This is a genomic window from Flavobacterium sp. FlaQc-48, assembly GCF_044007335.1.
Taxonomy (GTDB): domain Bacteria; phylum Bacteroidota; class Bacteroidia; order Flavobacteriales; family Flavobacteriaceae; genus Flavobacterium.
The window spans coordinates 142929-164214 of the sequence record NZ_JBIPCR010000007.1 but is presented as its reverse complement, the minus strand read 5'-3'; the positions used below and the strand labels follow the sequence as shown (position 1 = coordinate 164214).

Sequence of the window (21286 nt, the reverse complement as noted above, 5' to 3'; positions counted from 1 at the left end):
CTCTTTACTCTTTACTCTTTACTCTTTACTCTTTACTCTTTACTCTTTACTCTTTACCCTCAATCTGAAGTTTCTAACTGAAGTACCACATTTTGATATCGTGTGCTTAATGAAAACAACTGCTCGGCAAAAATCATAATCGCCAACGGAATAAAGAAAAAGGAAATTAAATTTTCTTGGTACAAAAAGTAAGTCGTCACCATGAAAATACGGGCATATTCGAGATAATACATCCATTTTCGCTGTTCTAACAAAGCGCCGCAATTGACCAATGTGATGAGAATAATCGAAAGAACAAAAACTTTATCAATACCATTTAGGTATTCAAAATAATACGTAAAAACGGTTAAGAACAAAGTACAAACGCCTAATTGAATGTAGAGATAATTCTTAAATCTTAATCTTTGATGCGGATTTGCTTTATCCTGCAGAAAACGTTTTTCGAGTGTTGGACGAATATCCTGATCCATGTGGGCCGGACTTCCAAAGACGGCTTTCCATCTGGCTTTAAAACCTTTAGAGCGTTTCCATAATTCATAAATCTCAAAATAGTAATGAAAATGTTGCCACAGGAAACTATAACTTTTTAAAGGATGTGTTAATCCATATTTTGGTTTCTCTTCTTCTTGCTGAAAAGTTCCAAAAAGACGGTCCCAGAAGGTGAACATATCACCATAATTTTTATCTAAGTATTTCTCATCAGACGCATGATGAACTCCATGCACAGAGGGTGTCACAAAAACATATTCCAGCCATTTTATGCTGCCGATAAGCTGTGTATGTGTAAAAAATGAATACGCTCCATGTACAATCAGCATGGTAATTACCATTGAAGGATGAAAACCCACAAACGGAAGTACACACCAAAATCCGGTTCTGACTATAGCCTGAAAAGTAGTAATTCTGGCAGCAGCCGTAAAATTAAATTCTTCACTATGATGGTGTACGATATGGGCGGCCCAGAAAAAATTAACTTCATGTCCCAATCTGTGGTACCAATACCAAACAAAATCGGTAGCGAGAATCAAGGCAAACCACACAAAAACATTACTCGGAATATCCAGAATTCTATAATTGTCATAAATCAAATAATACAACTGATAGAAACTTGCTGCTATAAATAAGTTGATCAGCCGTTCAGCAATACCAATGCTGATATTTGAAACTGAGCTTTCGTAATTAAAAATTTCCGGTCTCTTTTTGCGTTGTGCTAATTTATATTCCAAAAACAAGAATAGAAAAAAAGCGGGCATTGCAAAAGCTAGAAAATTAATATGTTTCATTTTAAAAATTACTTTTTTGATTCATAAAAAACTCCAATACATTTTACTATAAACTTAAAACAAAGATATTTTCATCGATTAATACCTTCTTTTGAAAATAATATTAATCAATGAAAACAGTCTTTATATTCTAAAACCTAATTTTTAGTTTTGCTTAAATTTTGGTTCAGCCAACGCTACTTCTTTTACAGATTGTGTATCGGCAACTTTTTGTAAAGCAATAATATAGGCAGCGATGCGTGGCGTAACATTGTGTTTGGCAGCAATCCTGAAAACAGTTTCGAAACCTTTTTCCAAAATATCTTCCAAACGGGTATTAATCTGGTGAATTCTCCAGGATTCCAAAAGTGAATTCTGAAGCCATTCAAAATAGGAAACGGTTACTCCTCCCGCATTTGCCAAAATGTCCGGAACTACCAAAACATTGTTGTTGTGCAATATTTGATCCGCATCAGACGAAACCGGGCCGTTTGCACCTTCTACAATAATTTTGGCACGAATATCACTCGCATTTTTTTGCGTGATCACATCTTCTTTTGCTGCGGGAATCAATACATCAACATCTAGCAATAATAAGTCTTCGTGTTTAATGGCAACCGAATTTGGATACCCTTTGATGCTTTTATTATTCAGATTATAATACAGGATTAATTCCGGGATATTAAGTCCTTCAGGGTTATAGAAAGCTTCAGAAACATCACTCACAGCTACTACTTTTAATCCTTTTTCATATAAAAACAAAGCTGAATGCAATCCTACATTACCAAATCCCTGAATCGCAACACTTGATCGTGCAGGTCTTAATTTTAATTTTTGAAGGGCCAGTAATGTTATAATACTTACCCCTCTTCCGGTTGCTTCTACCCTTCCTAATGAACCTCCTGAATGCAAATGTTTTCCGGTTACAACAGCATGGATGGTTTTACCGTGCACCAATGAAAATTCATCCATAAGCCAGCCCATTTCGTCCGGGCCTGTTCCCATATCTGGTGCAGGAACATCTTTTTCAGGTCCAAAAATATCGGATAGCGCTTTAGTGTACGCTCTTGTAATTTTTTCTAATTCACTTTTCGAAAGTGTTCTCGGATCACAAATGATTCCGCCTTTTGCTCCTCCAAACGGAATTCCGGTTACGGCAGATTTCCAGGTCATCCAGGCAGCAAGTGCTTTTACCTCATCCAGGTTTACGGCATTATCATAGCGAATTCCTCCTTTTGACGGCCCTAAAGCAGTATTGTGAATTACACGATAGCCTTCAAAATTTTGTTCTGTACCATTATCTAATGTGATAGAAAAATTAACTACAATTTGTTTTTCAGGTCGCTGTAATTTCTGCCTGATGGATTCATCTAAATTAAGAATATCGGCAGCGATATTAAAACGATCAATCATCGATTGAAAAGGATTCTGTTTTATTAATTCTGTACTCATGATATATATTTTAAATTTGGGTTATTTGGTCTACTTTTTTAAATCATTTTTATTTTAAGGATTTACACAGCATTTACTTTTATAAATCAATTTGGCAACGGCAACATGGAATTTTCATTAGACAACATTGCATCATTATGTTTGTATTTCGATTTGACCTCATTTATTCATTTTTTTAATAGTTCTAAAAAAAGCCTTTCATGGTGCATGAAAGGCTAAAAAAAAAAAATAACTAACAAGTACTTTCTCTATTAACGCCATTTCATCACATAATTCATCATGCAACACATCGTGAAGCTGCACATGAACGGGATGATATATAGGATATAGTTTTTCATTGTTAGGGCAAATTTATAAATTATATTTATAAATTCTATAGAATTAGTCGGGTTTATTTTAAATATTATTCAATAAGACTCAAAAACCCCTGTAAATTAAACCCTTAAGAGGTAATAAAAGTTTATTTAAATTGAGAAATAACGATCAAAATAATCGAAATTAAGGCCAAAAAGATTCCAATAAAATTAATTTTAGATAATTTCTCCCTGAAAAAAAGCAAACCCGTCAGACTTCCTAAAATGATAACTCCCATGTTCATTCCGGCAAAAACTGTCGAAGGATTTTCGGCGAAAGCCTTATGCGCTTTTAAGTAAAAAAGAATATTACCAAAATTGAAGATGCCGACTAAAGCGCCAAAAAGAATATTTTTAGGTGCTAATTTTGTCTTTTTAGTTGTCATTTCATAGATAGAAATTAAAATTGCAACAGCTAAAGCAATGCAAAAAACAACAAACAAAGAAGTAGGGTAAGGTAATGTCGTATACAGTGCTACCTGCTTAAAAAGAATATCAATTACTCCAAAACCAATTAAAACAGCTGCGGGCAAAAACCATTTGTTTTGTGTATTTTCAGATTGTTTTCTCAAGATAAATAAAAGAGCCAGAAAACCAACAACAAGTCCCACAACCTTATAAGAATTAAACTCTTCTTTAAAAATCAGCCAAGCGGCCAATATTGGGATAAATAGTGACAGACGTTGGGCTGCATCTGTTTTTACAATTCCCATGTGCTTTATTGAAGCTACTAAAACCAACAAAATAAAAGGCAGTAAAACCCCAATGGCAATGTAAATATTCCAGGGCGCCTTTGCATCAACTTCGGCCAGATTTGGACTAAAAGTAAAGTAACAAAGCGCTAAAGCTGTCAAATAATTAAGGGCTATAATCTGAATTGGATTGCTATTGTATTTTCGGGTGATTTTGAAAATTACACCAACTATTACACTACAAAGAATACTTAAAACAAGAAACAACATAGGATTAAATTTATAGCACAAAAATAGTGCTTAAACTCCTTTGGTTTTGTTTTTTGTTTTTATTTCTTTAACTCCAGCCTTTTTTATTTCTAACTGCGTAATTTTTCCTTTTTTATTTTTAACAAACTCAAGTGTCGTATTGGTATTGTCTGAACGGAAAAATTTGGTTGGAGACTCCGGCAGCAATTCTATATTGTAATCAAGATAATAAAGTTTGTTGTCTTTCTGTAAAATTTTGATACCTTCATAATCACCTGTATATTGATCATAAACTTTGGCATCTATTGCTATCTGAATGTGCTGGTACGGCAAATCTACTTCTTTCCCAAAACAAATTCCTGCAAGTCCATAAGCCATATAATACGACTTTGATTGATTATTAGACAAAACAGTTATAAAAACCTTATCTTCTGTAAATTTATTAAAAGAAGTCATTGCGCCAAAGAAGCCTCCATCGTGAGCAATTAATTGATGATTTTGATTGTAGAAAGGATTAATTACAACTCCATATCCATAATTTTGATCATTATACGAAGTAAACATTTTCTTTTTTGATTCTTCAGATAATAAAGTCTGGCTATCAAAAAGCACTTTATTCCATAAATTTAAATCTTCAACTGTTGAATATACGCCATCGTGCCCTAAATTAAAATTCCAGTTGATGTACGGATTTTTTACTAATTTATTATCGTTGAAATAGTACAACTGAGTCATTTTATCCACTATGGCATCATTAGCTGACACTCCGGAATTGTACATTTTTGCCTTATCAAATAAATTTTGCTTTAAATACGCCGAATAAGATTGTCCGGTTACTTTCTCTATAATTTGTGCTAATAAATAATAACCAATATTACTGTAAGCTGTACTGGTTCCAGGTTCAAATAACAAAGGCTTTTTTGCCAGATACGTATAAACAGAATCTTTATTAAGATCTGTTTTAGACAAATACAATTCATCATAATCCATTTGCAATCCTGAATTATGGCTTAACATCATCTTTAAAGTTATTTTATCTCCTTTAGGAAAATCATTGAAATATTTACTTAAAGGATCCTCTAATGAAAGTTTTTTACTTTCTGCCAATTGCAAAATGGCAACCGCAGTAAATTGCTTTGAAACCGAAGCTAAACTAAATTTTGAATCTATCGTATTGTTCACTTTCCATTCGTAATCAGCAAAACCATAAGCTTTTTTAAATACAATCGAATCGTTTTTAGAAACGAGAACTGTACCGCTAAAATCATTAATAGCAAATTGTGCATCCATGTATTTCTCTAGTTTATTACCCAGTTCTTTTTGTGAATATCCTAAAGTAAATACCGCCAATACGATGAGAGTTAATCTTGATTTCATTCTAATTATTTCTACAATTAATGATTATTTTATGGAGTGTTTTTTCCAGTAATGCTATTTCTTCCAGTGATAAACCGTCAAGTGCCGTTTGCCTGTTAACCTTAATAACCGGTTGTATCAGTTTCAGGGTTTCTAGTCCTTTATCTGTAATTTCAAGATTAAACTTTCTTCTGTCTTCGGGATGAATTGCTCGGGTTAGATATTCTTTTTTTACCATTAATTCAATCATTCTCGTAATTGAAGCATTGTCCTTAAAAACGAGATTAGCCAATTCGTTTTGAGAAATATTCTGATGATTGTTTAGTATAATTAAGATCAGGCCCTGGTCTACTGTAATATCTTTTACCACTTTGGTAATATTTTTCTGCGCCAGTTTTCGATATTCTTTAATTGCTTTTTCTATTGAATACAGCACTGTTCCGGTTGGATTTTCAAGTTTCATGTCTTTTGTTTGATGCAAATATAATTGATATATCAATATAAATTCAAGTAAATATCAATTTTATAAAAAAAATCTTTGCTGTATATTAAAATAAGCGTTTTAACCGCAAAGCATTTTAACTAAGCAACTTTTAATGAAAGCAAAGTTCGCCAAGCTGGTTCAAAACAAAGCTTTGCGAACTTTGTGTTTTCTTAACGTAATACCAGGTAAAAATCTTAGCAAGCTTTGCGGTTAAAACTCTCATTTTCTATTTTCTATTTTCTAAAAACTAATCACTTTTAAGCCAGCCGGTAATACTCATTCTTGTGTTTTGGGTAACCAGAACTTCATGAACCAATTCATTACTTTTAAAGAAAACCGTTTTACCCTGAGTAGGCGAAATTTTCTGATGGTTGTTTTCCTGATGAATCATGAGTTCTCCGCCGTCGCTTTCCTGCCAGTTGCTGTTAAGATAACTTATCATGGAGTATTTCCGGCTTGGATTATTTTTAAACTGATCTAAGTGTTTGAGATAAAAATCGCCTGTTTCGTATAAAGAATAATGGAATTCATAGCCTGTAATTCCGGCGTAACAGCTCTCATTCAGATAAATGATAAAAGCATCGATCTGAGCAAAGAACTCATTTTCGAAAACATTATTATTTTTTTTGTCCAGCCAGTATATAGAATCGCTTCTAATCGCTCCATCGTAAGAAACCTTTTCTGAATTTCCAATTCCGGCTGCCAGCAATAAACTTTTCTCGTTTAAATGGATTAGATTCTGTTTTAAATGATTGGCTAACTCAGAACTTAAAAAATGTTCTGATATGCCTACTTTATTCTCAATATAACTCGCTATCAGATCTTCGAAACCATTTTCCATTTTTGTTTTGGGAAAACTGCAAATACAGTCAACGGAGCAAGGTAGAGTAAATAAAAATGGTAATGTTTTATTTTTGAATAAATTAAAAAACCCAACAGGTTTTAAAAACCTGTTGGGTTTGATGAGCTTATTGTAATTACTAATATTCTTTAAAAAGTAAACCCGAAAAGTTTTATCCCGAGGCTTCGGAACTGTCGGGTTTGACTATGAGAACGTTGGCCTACAATTTACTAATATAACTTCCGTACATATCTTTAAACTGATGTCCTTGCGCAAAACGATCTTTGCTTAATTTTTTATATTCTACCAATCCCCACAAAATAAATTCTTTCATGAAATACTGGTCTTTTTTATCTAATTGCGGCTGATATTTCTTCAATAAAGTATCTAAAGGAGTTACTTCATCTAAAATAGCCTGATATTCCTTATCCGAAGCATCATCCAGTAATTCGAAACCGCTTTCGGCAAAAAACCATTCTATCAAATCTGAATATGGTGTTTTCTCTCCCGGTTTTTCTAACTTTTCGATCTTAGGCAAAAGCGTTGGGAATAAAGTCCGGATAGCAGATCCAATTAAATTCTGAGCCACCGCAGCTGCTCCCTCCTGCTCTCCTTCATAGACCAATTCTACTTTTCCGGTAATTGCAGGAATAATTCCAATAAAATCTGATAATCTTAAAGTCGTTTTATCTACTCCGGATTTTAGAGCACGACGTTCTGCTGTACTCATTAAGTTCTCAAAAGCGGTAATACTCATTCTCGCACTTACACCACTTTTATTATCGATGTATTCGCTATCACGAGCTTCAAAGCTTATTTGCTCTAAGATATCTTTGGCTAAACCGGGCACATAAACCAATTTATGTTGTGTTTCGTCTAACTTCGCTTCTTGTTCTGTAATGGTTCTGGCAATGGCAACAGTTTCCGGATAATGCGTCAGGATTTGAGATCCAATCCTATCTTTTAAAGGGGTTACAATACTTCCACGATTGGTATAATCTTCCGGATTGGCTGTAAAGATAAATTGCATATCCAACGGCATTCTTAGTTTAAATCCTCTAATCTGAATATCACCTTCCTGCAAAATATTAAATAGCGCTACCTGAATTCTGGCTTGTAAATCAGGTAATTCGTTGATTACAAAAATACAACGGTTCGCTCGTGGAATCATCCCAAAATGTATTACACGGTCATCCGCATAAGATAATTTCAAATTCGCTGCTTTTATGGGATCAACATCACCTATTAAATCGGCAACTGTTACATCTGGTGTTGCTAATTTTTCAAAGAAACGTTCGCTTCTGTGCAACCACGAAACTGGAGTTTCATCTCCTTTTTCTGCAATTAAATCTTTTGCAAAACGGGAAATTGGATTCAACGGATCATCATTGATTTCAGATCCCGCTACAAACGGAATGTATTCATCTAATAATTCGACCATTTTGCGAGCCAAACGCGTTTTCGCCTGACCACGAAGTCCCAACAAATTGATATTATGACGAGAAAGAATGGCACGTTCTAATTCCGGGATAACTGTATTCTCAAAACCGTGAACGCCTTCAAAAACCGGTTTTCCTGATTTGATTTTCTCCCGAAGGTTATTTCGCAATTCGTCTTTGATACTTATACTATTATATCCTGAGGCTTTTAACTGACCTAGTGTATTTATATTTTCTATTTTCATATTATTTATTTAAAAATTGAATGATTGAAAGATTTAAAAATTCAATTGATATTTGATTATTTTTTATTCGGGAAGCATCCTGAACCAAAGAACGGTAGAAACCTTTGAACCTTTGTCACTATGGAGCTTTGAACCTAATTAGCGAACTCTCTTCTTCCTGTTTGTTTCATAATCTTCAAAAATCATCTCGCCCAGACCTTTTAGTCCGGTATAAAATGCTTTTCCCTGATTGGCTTCGGTAAAATGATTGACAAAACGCTGCAAATACGGATCGTTTGCAATCATAAATGTTGTAATCGGAATGTGTAATTTTCTCGCTTGCTGAGCCTGTGTGTAACATTTGTCAACGATATATTCATCAAGTCCGTTACTGTTCATATAATACGAACCGTCGCGTTCACGAACGCAACTTGGTTTTCCATCGGTAATCATGAAAATTTGCTTGTTGGTATTTCGTTTTCTGCGCAAAATATCCATTGCCAACTGAAGCCCTGCAACTGTATTGGTATGATAAGGACCTACTTGTAAATACGGCAAATCCTTGATTGGAATTGTCCAGGCATCGTTTCCGAAAACCAAAATATCCAGTGTATCTTTTGGATAACGTGTTGTGATTAATTCGGCCAAAGCCATGGCTACTTTTTTAGCTGGTGTAATCCGGTCTTCGCCATACAAAATCATACTGTGGCTAATATCAATCATCAAAACCGTACTCATTTGGGCTTTGTATTGCGTTTCTTCTACCACCAAATCATTTTCGGTCAGCATAAAACTTTCGACACCGTTGTTGATTTGGGCATTTCTAAGACTTTCTGTCAACGAAATACGCTCTAAGCCATCTCCAAAATTAAACTCCCGAAATTCTCCGGTATGTTCATCTCCATTTCCGGCATGTTTGGTTTTGTGATTTCCGGCTCCGGAACGTTTTAAATTTCCGAAAATCTGATCTAAAGCTTGTTGGCGAATGGCACGTTCTGTTTTAGCAGTGATTCCAAAACCTCCTGTTCCGTCTTCTTTAACCTCGTCTTTTATGTAACCTTTCTTTTTTAAATCTTCGATAAAATCATCGATTGTGTAGTTTTCGTCCGTCAGTTTATATTCTTTGTCCAACTCCCGAAGCCAGTCTATAGCTTCATCAAAATCGCCCGAAGTATGGGTGATTAACTCTTTAAAAATGCCAAAAAGTTTTTCAAACGGAGACTGAAATGGGGCTTCGTATGTCTTAAAATAAAAACCTTTTTTAAATTCGTTTTTCATAATTCTAAAATTACGCTATTTTAGAATTACGAAAAAAGAAACGTTTATTAATTTTTAGTTAAAATATTGAAACAAAACAGGTTGAATTTACTTATAAATTTAGTAATTATTCAAACTTTCCGTCAAGATAATACCAGGCATTGTTTTCGAATCTGAAAGTCGAAAATTCGTAATGCGTTTGAGGCTGTTTATTTTCGTCAAAAAAATAAGCATTAAATACTACAGTAGTTTCTGTAAAACTGTTGATGCTCAATTGTCGCCATTCGTTAGTGGTTGCCCACTTTAGGATTTCTGCTTTTGAATAATATTTTCGCGTTGAAATATGGGTAGTTTCTAATAGATAATCCGCATTATGAGTTACATATGCCGAATATCTTGAACGCATTAAAGCCAAAGCTGTTGGTGCTTTTTGATTCTTTTCAAGATACAATCCGCAGCAATCTTTAAATAATAAACCGGTATCGCAAAAGCATTTATTCTCCATCAACCTGCTCTTCGCCATTAATTTTTACGTGTAACTGATTCAATAAAACCTGATATCTGCTGATTTCTCTTAAATCTTCATCTTCTTCTGCATGATCCAGCATTTCGTCTAAAGTTTCGTTTACTTCAAGCAATTTGTTATTGGCTTCTCTATTATTTTTTGCAGCAATTAGATCAATAATTTCCTGCACACTTACTTTTAAATCTTCGAATTTCATATTTTTTGTATTGTTATTTTTTGTTTCAGGTTTCAAGTTTCAGGTTGAAATGAGAATTTACCACAAAGTGCGCAAAGTTTTTTTCTAATATCTAAGGTTTTATAAAAAAAAACAAAGTTCGCAAAGCCTGATCAATACAAAGCTTTGTGAACTTTATATTTTCCATATATAATCAAATAATAAATTCTTAGCGAACTTTGCGGTAAATTTCAAGTTTAAAGTTACTCGGTTCGAAAACCTGAAACTAAAAAAACTTGAAACCTGAAACTTTTTTAATTCTCTTCTTTTTTATCTTCGTTAAATTTCCTGATAATTTCCTTTAGCTTTTCTTTACGTGCAATTTCAGCCTGTTTTACTTTATTCTGAGCTTTGTGCAATTTGTCATTGTGCTTTTTTATATTCCTTTCGTTGTTGCGTCCCATTATATTGCTCTTTTAATTTCTTCTAAAGTTTTCCCGGTGTAAATCAATTCGTTGATAATTTGCTTTCGTAAATCATCGATATCATCATAATCAAAATGTTTTGCCCATGATGTTAACTGCTGCAGGTTTCTTATTTGTTTGATTCTTTTTGTGGTTTCAAAGCTTGTTCTTAAAACTGGTTTCCCATCATATTTTGGATTCTTTTTATGCTGATAGGTCACCGTATTTTTATCAAAATCGGCTTCGATATAATATAGTTTCTCTTCGGCATTATCAGGATAAAATTCGTTCCAGCTGGCAAAACCTATTTTTGTTTTCGATTCGGTTTCCGGCTCATGAGCTACTAAACGCCATTTGCTGTTGGCTAACCTTCCCCAATGATTCGAAACGCGGTACATTCCGGCTTCGGTATAATAATAGGTACTTCCGGCTTTACTTTCAAACTGTTTCTTCAAACCTTCAATTTCATTTGAAAGCACTTCATGAAAAACACAAAACGTATTTTTAAACGAATTCGGATGTGGCTTAAAGTTTTTTTGCATGTGCAAATATACTCAGATTGTCACGAACTCCCCAAAACAAAGATAAATTGATTAACTTTGTACCATAAATTTTAAAAATAAAAAGTCATGTCTAAAGATTCACACGAAAAAATGTTGCAAAAAGGAGTTTATACCGGCATCATAGAAAAAGATGAAAACAACAATTATTTTTGTGGTGAATATCTTTTAGATTATAAAATGGCGCATGCTAATCATGCTGTCGGCGATTTGATTACTATTAAATCCGTGATTGAAAACCCGAGCGATATCAGCTATGATAAATATCCAAAAAAATCAAAAAACTTTCATAAAGCTAATAATAAGCCGGAAGACAAATAGTTTCAGGTTTTCTTTGTTTCAGTTTCAGGCTGAAAATAAGAAAGATTAAGCACAATGGACACAAGGATTCTTGCAAAGTTCGCAGCGCTAAATCAACACCAGGCTTTGCGAACTTTTCGTTTTTTATAAAACCATTTTTAGGTATGGCCTTCCTCCAGGCTCAATTAATCTGATTTAAATCAGATTTTCTAACCTTTAACAATCAACATTTTACAATTTTATTGAATATTTTTTCTATCAAAAGTAAAAAGTTAAAAAAAAGTGTACCTTTGCAAAAATTTGTCGTTTTGAAGTAAAAAACAATCATTTCAAACTAATAGACAAGAAGTTACCTTTTATTTATGAAAAAAATAGTTGAATACCGCAAGTTACTAAATGTAGACAAAACTGCTGAACTAAAAGATTTAAAAACAATCTATCGTAACGCGATGAAAGAATCTCATCCTGATAAATTTCAAGGTGATGATGCTGGTTTAAAAGAAGCAGAAGAAAAAAGTAAGGCTATTATTGAGGCTTATCACTTTTTGGTAAGCATTAATCCTGAGACGATTAAAGCGAATTTACCTGAATATACTGAAACTATCGCAACTTCATCAATTACTGATTATAAATTTGTTGAAGGTCGTTTGATCATCGATTTTTCTAACGGAAGTGTTTACGAATACATAAGTGTTCCTAAAGCTACTTACGTGAAAATGGTAAATGCTGATTCTCCTGGAAGATTCGCAAAAAGACACATTTTGAACTCTTTTACCTGGAGAAAGAAAACAAATCAAGAATAGATTTAGTCTGAAATATTCCTAAAAGCACTCTGATATCAGGGTGCTTTTTTTATGCATAAAAATCAAAAAATTGTCAATTTATATTCGTTATAACAATACAATTAAGAGTTTTAAATCAAATAAAGCGAACAAACAAGCTGATTACATGCGAATTACCCCTCAAAAAACTATAACAAAATTTTAGGTTACAAAATTCTTTATGTTTTATAATTTTAGATACTTTTGTTGCACAAATCAATTAACTAATTAATTTTTTATAATGAAAAAAATACTTTTTTTACTTACCGCTTCTGTAGCGATTATTTCATGCAGCAAAGTTAAAGACGGAGAATACCTAATTACAGGAACTGCAACTGGAATTGAAAACGGAAAAACAATCATTCTTCAGGGCCAGGATCCTGCAACCAAAATGCCGGTATCTCTTGACACAGTAAAAGTTGAAAACGGAAAATTCGAAATAAAAGGAAAAGTAACAGAACCGGCTTTTCATACTTTAATCCTTCAGGGTGCTAATGGTCCAATTCCTTTCATTTTAGAAACGGGAGAAATTACTATTGCAATTGATAAAGATAGTATCCACAAATCTAAAGTATCCGGAACTTATAACAATGACGAGTATGTAAAATTCAATGAAGATATGACAAAAACTCAAAAAAGTTTAGTTGATTTTCAAAAAAAGAATACTCAAAAAATGCAACAAGCTCAACAAGCTCAGGATACTGCAACAATCAATGGTTTAATGAAACAATACATGACGTTGCAAACTGAAGTTCAGGCAAACTCTAAAAAGAAATATTTAGCTTACGCTGAAGGTCACCCAAAAGCATATATCTCAGCTTTGATTATTCAAAGTATGATCAATGATCCAAGTACTGATATTAAAAAAGCAGAAAGTTTATACAACTCATTAGATGAGTCTTTAAAAAACAGTACTCCTGGTAAAGAAATCAAAACAAAATTAGGCCAATTGAAAATGCCTGCAGTTGGAGCATCAGCTACTCCTCCTGTTGGTAGCCCTAAATGAAGAGCAGATTTTTCAGCTCCCAATCCAGAAGGAAAAGTAGTTTCACTTAAAGAAAGCTTAGGTAAAGTAACTATTGTAGATTTCTGGGCTTCATGGTGTGGACCATGCAGAAAAGAAAACCCGAATGTTGTAGCAATCTATAAAGAACTACACTCAAAAGGATTAAACATTATTGGTGTTTCTTTAGATAAAGAAGCAGCAGCCTGGAAAGAAGCTATTGCAAAAGATGGCTTAACCTGGACTCAGGTTTCTAACCTTAAATTTTGGGAAGAACCAATTGCGAAACAATACGGAGTAGAATCTATTCCGGCAACTTTTATTCTTGATGCATCAGGAAAAGTAGTTGCTCAGGACTTAAGAGGACCTGAATTAAAAGCAAAAATATTAGAGCTTTTGGCTAAATAAGCCCTTATTCAGAATAAAATAAAAAATCTCCCTAGTGGAGATTTTTTTTGTTTTATTCAGTACTAAAAGAATAATTGAAAATTCTTTTCCTCTTTTTTCTATAAACACAAGAAAAACATTTATACCAATTTAAAATAACCAAACGTCAAAATGATTGAATAGTACTGGTCTTACTTTGGATAAAAAGATGTAACCAATAAAAAGCTGCTATAAAAACATGCTTTAACTACAGCCAGCTTTCTAAACTGAAATTTTAAGTAAGATTCAATTGAAAAAAAATCCGGAGTAGAATGTATTCCATCAACTTTTATTACTGAGACATCAGGAAAAGTATGTAATGAACACTTTCTACATCTAAAATTAAAAACAAAAAACGTAAAAATATCCGAAAAATAATCCTACTTTTTAAAATAAATCAAAAAAAACTTCCTGACACAGCTTTTTTATTTTATTCAATTCCAACGAATTAAAAAATAACTTTAAAATAACTTAAAATTAAGTTCATTTTTTGTTTGTAAACATGAAAAACGTTCCTATATTTGCAACCGCTTAGAACAACAAAGCGCAACAAATACAAGCTTAGGGGAGATACTCAAGCGGCCAACGAGGGCAGACTGTAAATCTGCTGTGTGAACTTCGCAGGTTCGAATCCTGCTCTCCCCACAAAAAAGTCCTAATAAAAATTAGGGCTTTTTTTTATGGCTAAAAATTCCAAATTAAAATCTTCAGTAAATTTAAAAATCCTATAAAATCTGTAAATCGGTTCTGTCGCATCTGTCAGAATCAAATATAAGAATTTAAGTAATCTTAAAATTAGCCCGCCAATTTACAGAATGATTTAAACATAGATATCCCTGGTCTAATCATCTGATTCTTCCTCAGCATATGCACAACTTCAATTCTGCTTAACGTTCGTCTGGCCGATTCAGAACTTTTAAAGCCTAATCTGTTTTGTATGCGGCACTTGATAAAACAATGGTCCTGCTCTACAATATTGTTGAGATATTTACACTGCCGGATTTTAATCTTTGAGAAAGAACGTTTGTTATAGACTTTGATCGCTGCACTATTAGAACCGCTTTTATCAATGTTTATTACTCTTGGGCGACAATTATTACTAATTGCTTTAATTAGAAATGACTGGGCACTCATTCTCTGTCTTTTCTCTTCTTCATCTCTGACTCAGGCAAAGGTGTAAACTTATAAACCCAGCAATGAATCGTGGCATGATCAACAAGCACTCCTCTAATCTTCATTATTTTTTCAACTTCACGATAGCTAAATGTAAATCTTAATTAAAAACACACTGCCTGAAAAATGATATATTTTGGATAACAATGACCTTTAGTATTCATTTTTTGATGGGTTTAAAATTATAAAGATAAAATTATTCCCAAATGCGACAGAACCGTATTTCTAAAACTTTCTATAAGCTGACATAAAAATATTTTTTTTACCTGTAGTGTTATCACCTGTTTGATATGCCATCCATTGAATTTCATACCATTTACCATTTGGCAATATAACATCTGCTGTTAATATTTCTGTTGCTGTTGTGGACCAATATGCAATATTATTAGCATCAATACCTTGATTTGCCCCCGCAGCTATTGATACATTAACTCCTTGATTATTTTCCGCAGTTGAACCTCTAAATCCACTTGCAAAAGTTATGGTTATAGCACTTGAACTTATATTCTCAAGGTATGGTTTATAGAAAGTTGCATCAGCTCTATTTAAGCCAACTCTAACTAATCCGTCTAATACAATTAAACCAGTGGATGGCAAGATTGTTCCGTTAGCTGCGTTAGTTGCCATAGTTTTGTAGGTACTTATTCTTTGCCCTACGCTTAGATTAAAGTTTTGGTTATACGAAATATAATTTGTTCCGTTCCAAATCCAAATAGAAGCATCCAGGCCATAATAAGTATTTTTAAAATTATTTTGTAAAGAAGCATCGTTGGCAACCACCGGTAATACATCATCAAAAATTGTAGCAGTGTTTGGGTCATTAGTATTGCAATATACATTTACTCCCGAAGAATTTGTGCTGCCTGCTATTGATAACCATTGATTTAATGAAGAGTTAAACACATATAATCCTTCACTTGTTACATTTAGCACCTGTCCAGAAGGAACACTACTTATTTGTGTTACATAGACTATTGCTCCATTTTGAGAAGAAGTATATGTTTTGGTTTGCAATTGATTACCTGTGATTCTTGGTGGAATAATCCCATCCATTACTGTTAATGTTGTTGGTTCACCTGTGACGTCAAGTGTTGCTTGCGGGTTAGTATTGTGAATACCAATCTGAGCTTGCAGATGTATTGATATGATGATTAAACATAAAGATAAAATTGATTTCATATTGTGTTTGCTTATTATGTGAAAATCATTTATGTTTTGCAGATTTGCAATAGGCAGGCTTCTCAGTACAAAAAATGTTTATTTATAGAATTACACTTTGTATAATCAAAAAACTGTCTTTGGGGCAAAACCCCACCAATAATAAATATGCTGTTGGTTTAAAGTTCCTCCAACACTTTACTAGATTTAGATCTTTACGAAGGTAGTTAAAAATCTTGCACTATTTAACTTGTAATCAAAGCAATAGCTATAAAAACGGCTCTGTCGCATCTGTCAGAATCAAATATAAGAATTTAAGTAATTTAAAAGTTAGCCCGCCAATTTACAGAATGATTTAAACATAGTTATCCCTGGTCTAACCATCTGATTCTTTCTCAGCATATGCTCAACTTCAATTCCACTCAATGTTCGTTTGGCCGATTCAAAACTTTTAAAACCTAATCCGTTTTGTATGCGCCACTTGATAAAACGATGGTCCTGTTCTACAATATTGTTGAGATATTTATACTGCCGGATTTTAATCTTTGAGAACGAACGCTTGTTATAGACTTTGAGAGCGGCAGCATTAGAACCGCTTTTATCAATGTTTATTACTCTTGATCGGCATTATTACTAATTGCTTTAATTAGAAATGACTGGGCACTCATTCTCTGTCTTTTTCTGGTCAAAATAAAATCTGCTGTATTGCCCAATTTATCTACAGCTCGATATAAATAACACCATATACCTTTTACTTTGATATAGGTTTCATCCAATCTCCAGCTTGCCCCCACTTTGACCTTTCTCTTCTTCATCTCTGATTCAATGAAAGGTGTAAATTTATAAATCCAGCGTTGGATCGTAGCATGATCCACAAGCACTCCCCTAATCTTCATTATTTCTTCAACATCTCGATAACTTAAAGTAAACCTAAGCTTAAAATATACTGCCTGCAGAATAATAGATTTTGGATAACAATGACCTTTAGTATTCATTTTTTGTTAGTTTTGAAAAACCAAAGATAAAACGTATTCCAAATGCGACAGAACTGTTAATCAAATAAATAGGTAACTGAATTATTTTTTAATAAACTTAGCATTCAAAACTCCATTATCTGTTTTTAAGCGCAGAAAATAAATCCCTTTACTATAATTATTAAGATCTAAATAATTTGAATACAACAAATTAGAATCTATTTTTTTTCCAGTTACGTCAAAGACTTCAAAACCTGAAACATTTACGCCATTAGGAAGGATAAATTTTAGATAATTGTCTGCAGGATTAGGATAAACACTAATCTTATTATCATAATTGAAATAATCTGTACTTAAATTGTTAGAACTATTTAAACGGGCAATATAATTTATATCAGTTTGGCTATAGTAAACAAAATTTCCCCCTGCCAGTATTTTACCGTCACTTTGTAATGCTAACGCCATAACGAAAGAATCAAATCCTGTTCCTGTCACAAAAGCGGCATCTAATGTCCCGTCAGTATTTAATCTAACTATATTTTTACCTGCACCGACAGCAACTGAAGGAATGTATCCTCCAATGATAATTTTCCCATCATTCTGGATAGCACTACTGTAAAGAATCGTATTTTTATTAAATACAGGAGCATTAAACGACGTGTCTAGGCTTCCGTCAACATTCAGACGCACAAGTGCTTTTGAAGGTATTTTATTATAAGTACTAAACGAGCCACCTAAAATGATTTTGCCATCAGCCTGAACTGAACTGGTATAAACGAAATAATCTGTGCCTACACCTCCGGAGTTAAAGGTTTTATCCAAACTTCCATCAGCATTTAATCTGATGATGTCTCCAACATTTACTCCATTGTATTCTAGTGCAAGTCCCGCTACAATTATTTTACCATCGGACTGTATTGAAGTTGTCCAAATAGATCCTGGAAAACTTAATTTTGTTGTAAAAGAATTGTCCAGCGTACCATTTGCGTTTAGCCTAGCTAATTTTTGTCTTGAGATACCATTAAAAGTGCTAAAATCCCCTGCAATAAGGATTCTTCCATCTGTTTGTAAAGAAACAGCATTCACAAAATTATTAGCACCGGAGCCTCCTGAATTAAAAGCAGCATCTAAAGTTCCGTCAGTTTTCAACTGAGCAACACCAATAATACTAGCGCCATTGTAGGTTCTAAAATCGCCAACAATAATAATTTGATTATTTGAGGCAACTGCAATCTTTTTTACAGTGCCATTGGTTCCAGTACCGACTTTAAAAGTTTCATCCATTGTTCCATCGGCATTTAACCTTGCAATATTTTTAGAGGGCAGACCGCGATAGGTACTAAAAAGTCCTCCTATAATTATCTTCCCATCTGGCTGGACCGCAACTGCCCAAATTTGTCCATCTGTGGAAATGCCATTCTCTAAAAACGGACTAAAGCCAGTATCAATGCTTCCATCAGTATTTAAACTCGCTATTTTGTTTCTCGAAAAAGTATTGCAATATGAAAAAGCCCCTCCCAGTAGTATTTTTCCATTAGATTGGATTACCATAGCATTGATAGTCTGATCAGTTCCAAAATTAGGTTTAGAACTAAAGGCAGAATCTATTGAGCCGTCACTGTTTAATCTGACTAGTCGCCTACAATCACTGCCATTGTACACGAAAAAATTTCCTCCGACAACTAATTTCCCATCAGCCTGAATAATAATGGAATTCACAGGAGAATCAAAACCGGTTCCAATAGCAAATGTGTTATCTATGCTGCTATCCGAATTTAATCTTATAATATAATTAGCTGATGTGCCGCTGTAAGAAGTAAAATAACCAGTAACAACTATTTTTCCGTCTGATTGCAAACAAACTTTTCCTATACTGTTATTAAATGTGCCACTTGAAGCAAATGTGTTGTCCAGGGTTCCATCTGTATTTAATCTTGCTATTCTATTTCTTACCGCCCCATTAAATGATGTAAAATCACCTGCTATTAAAATTTTGCTATCAGACTGTACAACACACGAATTAATACTGTTATTTGCTCCTGTACCTATATTAAATGTTGAATCAACGGTTCCATCAACATTTAATCTAACTACCCTATTTTTTAAATTGCCATTAAATGATGAGAATGCACCAACAACTAGTATTTTCCCATCTGCCTGTACAACTGCAGCATATACGGAATTATTTGCTCCAGATCCAATATTAAATGTTGTGTCAAGCGTTCCATCGACATTTAGCCTTACTATTCTATTTTTTTGAATTCCATTATAGGATGTGAAATTTCCAACAACTATTATTTTTCCATCGGATTGTATCTTAATTCCATTGACAGTATTATTAAATCCCGAGGATAAATTGAAAGAAAGATCAATGGTTCCATCTGCATTCAACCGTCCTAATTTATTACAAGCTGTATTATTTAAAAGTTTAAAATCACCGCCAACGATTATTTTCCCGTCTGATTGTACTGCTGCGGCGTACACATCTCCATTAGTAACTCCTGTCGGCTGGTTGAAACTCATATCTAAAGATCCATCCTGTGCATAACCTGATATTGATAAACTTAGTATTATTAATTGTATAATTTTTCTCATAGGCTTATTATTAGTATTGGATTTGTGAATTACATTTTTAAATTCAAATATACAGGTTCTGTCCCATCTGTCAGAATAAAATATAAGTAATTAAGTAATTTAAAAGTCAGCATGCCAATTTACAGAATGATTTAAACATGCATATCACTGGTCCAACCATTTGATTCTTTCTCAGCATATCTACAACTTCAATTCCGCTTAAAGTTCGTTTGGCCGATTCAGAACTTTTAAAACCCAATCCGTTTTGTATGCGCTACTTGATAAAAGGATGATCCTGTTCGACAATATTGTTGAGCTATTTACACTGTCGGATTTTAATCCTTGGGAACGAACGCTTGTTATAGAATTTGAGAGCGGCAGTATTAGAGCCACTTTTATCAATGTTTATTACTCTTGGCTTGTAGTATATTACTAATTGCTTTAATTAGAAATAACTACCCGCTCATTCTCTGTCTTTTTCTGGTCAAAAGAAAGTCTACTGTATTGCCTAATTTATCTACTGCTCTATATAAATAACACCAAATACCTTTTACTTTAATATACCTCTCATCCATTCACCAACTCGTACCCAATCTGCCTTTTCTCTTCTTCATCTCTGCCTCAATCAAAGGTGTAAACTTATAAACCCAGCGCTGAATTGTGGCATGATCCACAATCAATCCTCTAATTTGCATTATTTCTTCAACATCCCGGTAACTAAGTGTAAATCTTAATTTGAAATATACTGCCTGAAAGGATTTTGTATAGGAGTTACAAAAATGCAAAGAACCTTTGTACGGGTAAAAAACCTAATACAAATATTCTAATAAAATGGTATAGTCCTTTTTTGACATATCCGCTTCTTTTATTAAAAAAGGGATATTTTTGATATATCATCTGAATAGCTGAAGAAGCTAATACATGCGCGCAAATTGAATTTTGCTCCTTAACATACTCTTCACGCATCACATCCAGAATAAGTATAAGACGTTTTTGAGTAGTGTGGTTCCAGGCAGTATGTGTATGTGCATCACAAAAAGGCAAGGTTATTCCGTTTGCCCACGGCTTTATTTCTGTGCCTACCTGAAAGCCACAATCGGGCAGAGCACCTGGTATATCGATACCTACATGGCAGCGTATAATTGCATCTGTATCGCCCTGATGTGGATTAATATTTGAACCCGGTTCTAAAACACTTAATGAAAAAGAAGTAAGGCTTGGTATGGTTTTTAATATTTTTACAGTCTCTGGACATTTTTTATAATTTTCCTTTATTACAAACTTCCAGAAATAAATACCCATGGTCTTCCATTTTTTAGGAGGAAACGACATGCTTTTATTAATAAAATAAGGCTTAAGGTTTTGGGGTTTCTCTATCATTAGCCCAACAATTTCGTCTCTGATAACCTCCCAATTATCTTCAATAATTTTTGTCCACGGTAATTTTTCACGTTGATAAAAGAAAGGCTGGTCGCCCATGTAACGTCCTCCTCCAAAATTGTACCATGGTTTTCTCTCGTTTATAATTTCAGGTTTCATGATGT

The 21286-nt window shown here is 33.6% G+C and carries 19 protein-coding genes, 1 tRNA gene and 3 pseudogenes; 5 read left to right on the top strand and 18 right to left on the bottom strand.

All coding sequences use genetic code 11. The features are described from left to right. Positions 1 to 59 precede the first annotated feature (59 nt). The 12 genes from ACHRWY_RS13310 to ACHRWY_RS13255 all read right to left on the bottom strand — a co-directional run bounded on the left by ACHRWY_RS13310 (position 60) and on the right by ACHRWY_RS13255 (position 11295). Positions 60 to 1283: a sterol desaturase family protein gene (locus tag ACHRWY_RS13310; protein WP_395355237.1), complete on the bottom strand. Its 1224-nt coding sequence runs from the start codon at positions 1281 to 1283 to the stop codon at positions 60 to 62. A 144-nt stretch (positions 1284 to 1427) separates the two neighbouring features. Further along, a complete protein-coding gene (locus ACHRWY_RS13305; RefSeq protein WP_395355235.1) occupies positions 1428 to 2714 on the bottom strand; it encodes a Glu/Leu/Phe/Val dehydrogenase in 1287 nt (428 codons plus the stop codon). Between the two features lie 460 nt (positions 2715 to 3174). Beyond that, on the bottom strand, positions 3175 to 4029 hold the full coding sequence (locus ACHRWY_RS13300) for an EamA family transporter (protein WP_395355233.1): 855 nt from the start codon (positions 4027 to 4029) through the stop codon (positions 3175 to 3177). Between the two features lie 30 nt (positions 4030 to 4059). After that, positions 4060 to 5385 carry a serine hydrolase gene (locus ACHRWY_RS13295; protein WP_395355232.1) on the bottom strand — a complete coding sequence of 442 codons (1326 nt, stop codon included), beginning with the start codon at positions 5383 to 5385 and terminating at the stop codon, positions 4060 to 4062. Position 5386: 1 nt separating this feature from the next. Then, a complete protein-coding gene (locus tag ACHRWY_RS13290) occupies positions 5387 to 5827 on the bottom strand; it encodes a MarR family winged helix-turn-helix transcriptional regulator (protein WP_395355230.1) in 441 nt (146 codons plus the stop codon). Between the two features lie 268 nt (positions 5828 to 6095). After that, on the bottom strand, positions 6096 to 6689 hold the full coding sequence (locus ACHRWY_RS13285; protein ID WP_395355228.1) for a 2OG-Fe(II) oxygenase: 594 nt from the start codon (positions 6687 to 6689) through the stop codon (positions 6096 to 6098). Positions 6690 to 6909: 220 nt separating this feature from the next. After that, complete coding sequence (locus tag ACHRWY_RS13280; RefSeq protein ID WP_395355226.1) at positions 6910 to 8373, bottom strand: AAA family ATPase; 1464 nt, start codon at positions 8371 to 8373, stop codon at positions 6910 to 6912. Between the two features lie 138 nt (positions 8374 to 8511). Then, on the bottom strand, positions 8512 to 9630 hold the full coding sequence (locus ACHRWY_RS13275) for a VWA domain-containing protein (RefSeq protein WP_395355224.1): 1119 nt from the start codon (positions 9628 to 9630) through the stop codon (positions 8512 to 8514). A gap of 106 nt (positions 9631 to 9736) precedes the next feature. Next, on the bottom strand, positions 9737 to 10132 hold the full coding sequence (locus ACHRWY_RS13270) for a YchJ family protein (protein WP_395355223.1): 396 nt from the start codon (positions 10130 to 10132) through the stop codon (positions 9737 to 9739). Continuing rightward, entirely contained in the window at positions 10104 to 10331 is a 228-nt protein-coding gene (locus ACHRWY_RS13265) for a hypothetical protein (protein ID WP_168199968.1), read from the bottom strand. Before ACHRWY_RS13265 ends, ACHRWY_RS13270 begins: the two co-directional genes overlap by 29 nt. Positions 10332 to 10603: 272 nt before the next feature. Then, the gene (locus ACHRWY_RS13260) at positions 10604 to 10753 is read right to left on the bottom strand and encodes a hypothetical protein (protein ID WP_395355221.1); all 150 of its coding nucleotides are present in this window, start codon (positions 10751 to 10753) and stop codon (positions 10604 to 10606) included. Further along, positions 10753 to 11295: a hypothetical protein gene (locus ACHRWY_RS13255; protein WP_395355219.1), complete on the bottom strand. Its 543-nt coding sequence runs from the start codon at positions 11293 to 11295 to the stop codon at positions 10753 to 10755. The genes ACHRWY_RS13260 and ACHRWY_RS13255 overlap by 1 nt, the downstream gene beginning before the upstream one ends. Positions 11296 to 11382: 87 nt before the next feature. Between ACHRWY_RS13255 and ACHRWY_RS13250 the strand changes: the two genes are divergently transcribed. The 5 genes and pseudogenes from ACHRWY_RS13250 (at position 11383) to ACHRWY_RS13230 (ending at position 14508) form a co-directional block, all read left to right on the top strand. Then, positions 11383 to 11634 carry a hypothetical protein gene (locus ACHRWY_RS13250; RefSeq protein WP_395355217.1) on the top strand — a complete coding sequence of 84 codons (252 nt, stop codon included), beginning with the start codon at positions 11383 to 11385 and terminating at the stop codon, positions 11632 to 11634. Positions 11635 to 11975: 341 nt separating this feature from the next. Then, complete coding sequence (locus ACHRWY_RS13245; RefSeq protein ID WP_041515768.1) at positions 11976 to 12416, top strand: KTSC domain-containing protein; 441 nt, start codon at positions 11976 to 11978, stop codon at positions 12414 to 12416. Positions 12417 to 12675: 259 nt separating this feature from the next. Continuing rightward, positions 12676 to 13440: a DUF4369 domain-containing protein gene (locus ACHRWY_RS13240; protein ID WP_395355215.1), complete on the top strand. Its 765-nt coding sequence runs from the start codon at positions 12676 to 12678 to the stop codon at positions 13438 to 13440. A gap of 18 nt (positions 13441 to 13458) precedes the next feature. Beyond that, a pseudogene (locus tag ACHRWY_RS13235) lies at positions 13459 to 13845 on the top strand (peroxiredoxin family protein); the annotation flags it as partial. Positions 13846 to 14427: 582 nt separating this feature from the next. Beyond that, positions 14428 to 14508 (top strand) — tRNA-Tyr (locus ACHRWY_RS13230). A gap of 150 nt (positions 14509 to 14658) precedes the next feature. On the opposite strand, the pseudogene ACHRWY_RS13225 reads toward ACHRWY_RS13230, so the two are convergent. The 6 genes and pseudogenes from ACHRWY_RS13225 to ACHRWY_RS13200 all read right to left on the bottom strand — a co-directional run. Further along, positions 14659 to 15000 (bottom strand): annotated as a pseudogene (locus ACHRWY_RS13225) (DDE-type integrase/transposase/recombinase); the annotation flags it as partial. A gap of 261 nt (positions 15001 to 15261) precedes the next feature. After that, positions 15262 to 16215 carry a hypothetical protein gene (locus ACHRWY_RS13220; RefSeq protein WP_395355213.1) on the bottom strand — a complete coding sequence of 318 codons (954 nt, stop codon included), beginning with the start codon at positions 16213 to 16215 and terminating at the stop codon, positions 15262 to 15264. Between the two features lie 309 nt (positions 16216 to 16524). Further along, positions 16525 to 17189, bottom strand: a protein-coding gene (locus tag ACHRWY_RS13215) for an IS6 family transposase (protein WP_395355211.1) whose coding sequence is annotated in 2 segments (ribosomal slippage) — positions 16525 to 16814 and positions 16814 to 17189 — 666 coding nt in all. Because the reading frame shifts where the segments join, the coding sequence is not laid out codon by codon here. An 81-nt stretch (positions 17190 to 17270) separates the two neighbouring features. Continuing rightward, positions 17271 to 19763 carry a T9SS type A sorting domain-containing protein gene (locus ACHRWY_RS13210; protein WP_395355209.1) on the bottom strand — a complete coding sequence of 831 codons (2493 nt, stop codon included), beginning with the start codon at positions 19761 to 19763 and terminating at the stop codon, positions 17271 to 17273. Between the two features lie 106 nt (positions 19764 to 19869). Next, positions 19870 to 20527: pseudogene (locus ACHRWY_RS13205) on the bottom strand (IS6 family transposase). Next, a complete protein-coding gene (locus tag ACHRWY_RS13200; protein WP_395355207.1) occupies positions 20514 to 21281 on the bottom strand; it encodes an aspartyl/asparaginyl beta-hydroxylase domain-containing protein in 768 nt (255 codons plus the stop codon). The pseudogene ACHRWY_RS13205 and the gene ACHRWY_RS13200 overlap by 14 nt, the downstream one beginning before the upstream one ends. Between the last annotated feature and the right edge of the window lie 5 nt (positions 21282 to 21286).

What these genes read in the sequence shown, in the direction of transcription:
- ACHRWY_RS13310 (WP_395355237.1), bottom strand. Translation starts at nt 1,283, where the DNA reads ATGAAACATATTAATTTTCTAGCTTTTGCAATGCCCGCTTTTTTTCTA.
- ACHRWY_RS13305 (WP_395355235.1), bottom strand. Translation starts at nt 2,714, where the DNA reads ATGAGTACAGAATTAATAAAACAGAATCCTTTTCAATCGATGATTGAT.
- ACHRWY_RS13300 (WP_395355233.1), bottom strand. Translation starts at nt 4,029, where the DNA reads ATGTTGTTTCTTGTTTTAAGTATTCTTTGTAGTGTAATAGTTGGTGTA.
- ACHRWY_RS13295 (WP_395355232.1), bottom strand. Translation starts at nt 5,385, where the DNA reads ATGAAATCAAGATTAACTCTCATCGTATTGGCGGTATTTACTTTAGGA.
- ACHRWY_RS13290 (WP_395355230.1), bottom strand. Translation starts at nt 5,827, where the DNA reads ATGAAACTTGAAAATCCAACCGGAACAGTGCTGTATTCAATAGAAAAA.
- ACHRWY_RS13285 (WP_395355228.1), bottom strand. Translation starts at nt 6,689, where the DNA reads ATGGAAAATGGTTTCGAAGATCTGATAGCGAGTTATATTGAGAATAAA.
- ACHRWY_RS13280 (WP_395355226.1), bottom strand. Translation starts at nt 8,373, where the DNA reads ATGAAAATAGAAAATATAAATACACTAGGTCAGTTAAAAGCCTCAGGA.
- ACHRWY_RS13275 (WP_395355224.1), bottom strand. Translation starts at nt 9,630, where the DNA reads ATGAAAAACGAATTTAAAAAAGGTTTTTATTTTAAGACATACGAAGCC.
- ACHRWY_RS13270 (WP_395355223.1), bottom strand. Translation starts at nt 10,132, where the DNA reads ATGGCGAAGAGCAGGTTGATGGAGAATAAATGCTTTTGCGATACCGGT.
- ACHRWY_RS13265 (WP_168199968.1), bottom strand. Translation starts at nt 10,331, where the DNA reads ATGAAATTCGAAGATTTAAAAGTAAGTGTGCAGGAAATTATTGATCTA.
- ACHRWY_RS13260 (WP_395355221.1), bottom strand. Translation starts at nt 10,753, where the DNA reads ATGGGACGCAACAACGAAAGGAATATAAAAAAGCACAATGACAAATTG.
- ACHRWY_RS13255 (WP_395355219.1), bottom strand. Translation starts at nt 11,295, where the DNA reads ATGCAAAAAAACTTTAAGCCACATCCGAATTCGTTTAAAAATACGTTT.
- ACHRWY_RS13250 (WP_395355217.1), top strand. Translation starts at nt 11,383, where the DNA reads ATGTCTAAAGATTCACACGAAAAAATGTTGCAAAAAGGAGTTTATACC.
- ACHRWY_RS13245 (WP_041515768.1), top strand. Translation starts at nt 11,976, where the DNA reads ATGAAAAAAATAGTTGAATACCGCAAGTTACTAAATGTAGACAAAACT.
- ACHRWY_RS13240 (WP_395355215.1), top strand. Translation starts at nt 12,676, where the DNA reads ATGAAAAAAATACTTTTTTTACTTACCGCTTCTGTAGCGATTATTTCA.
- ACHRWY_RS13220 (WP_395355213.1), bottom strand. Translation starts at nt 16,215, where the DNA reads ATGAAATCAATTTTATCTTTATGTTTAATCATCATATCAATACATCTG.
- ACHRWY_RS13210 (WP_395355209.1), bottom strand. Translation starts at nt 19,763, where the DNA reads ATGAGAAAAATTATACAATTAATAATACTAAGTTTATCAATATCAGGT.
- ACHRWY_RS13200 (WP_395355207.1), bottom strand. Translation starts at nt 21,281, where the DNA reads ATGAAACCTGAAATTATAAACGAGAGAAAACCATGGTACAATTTTGGA.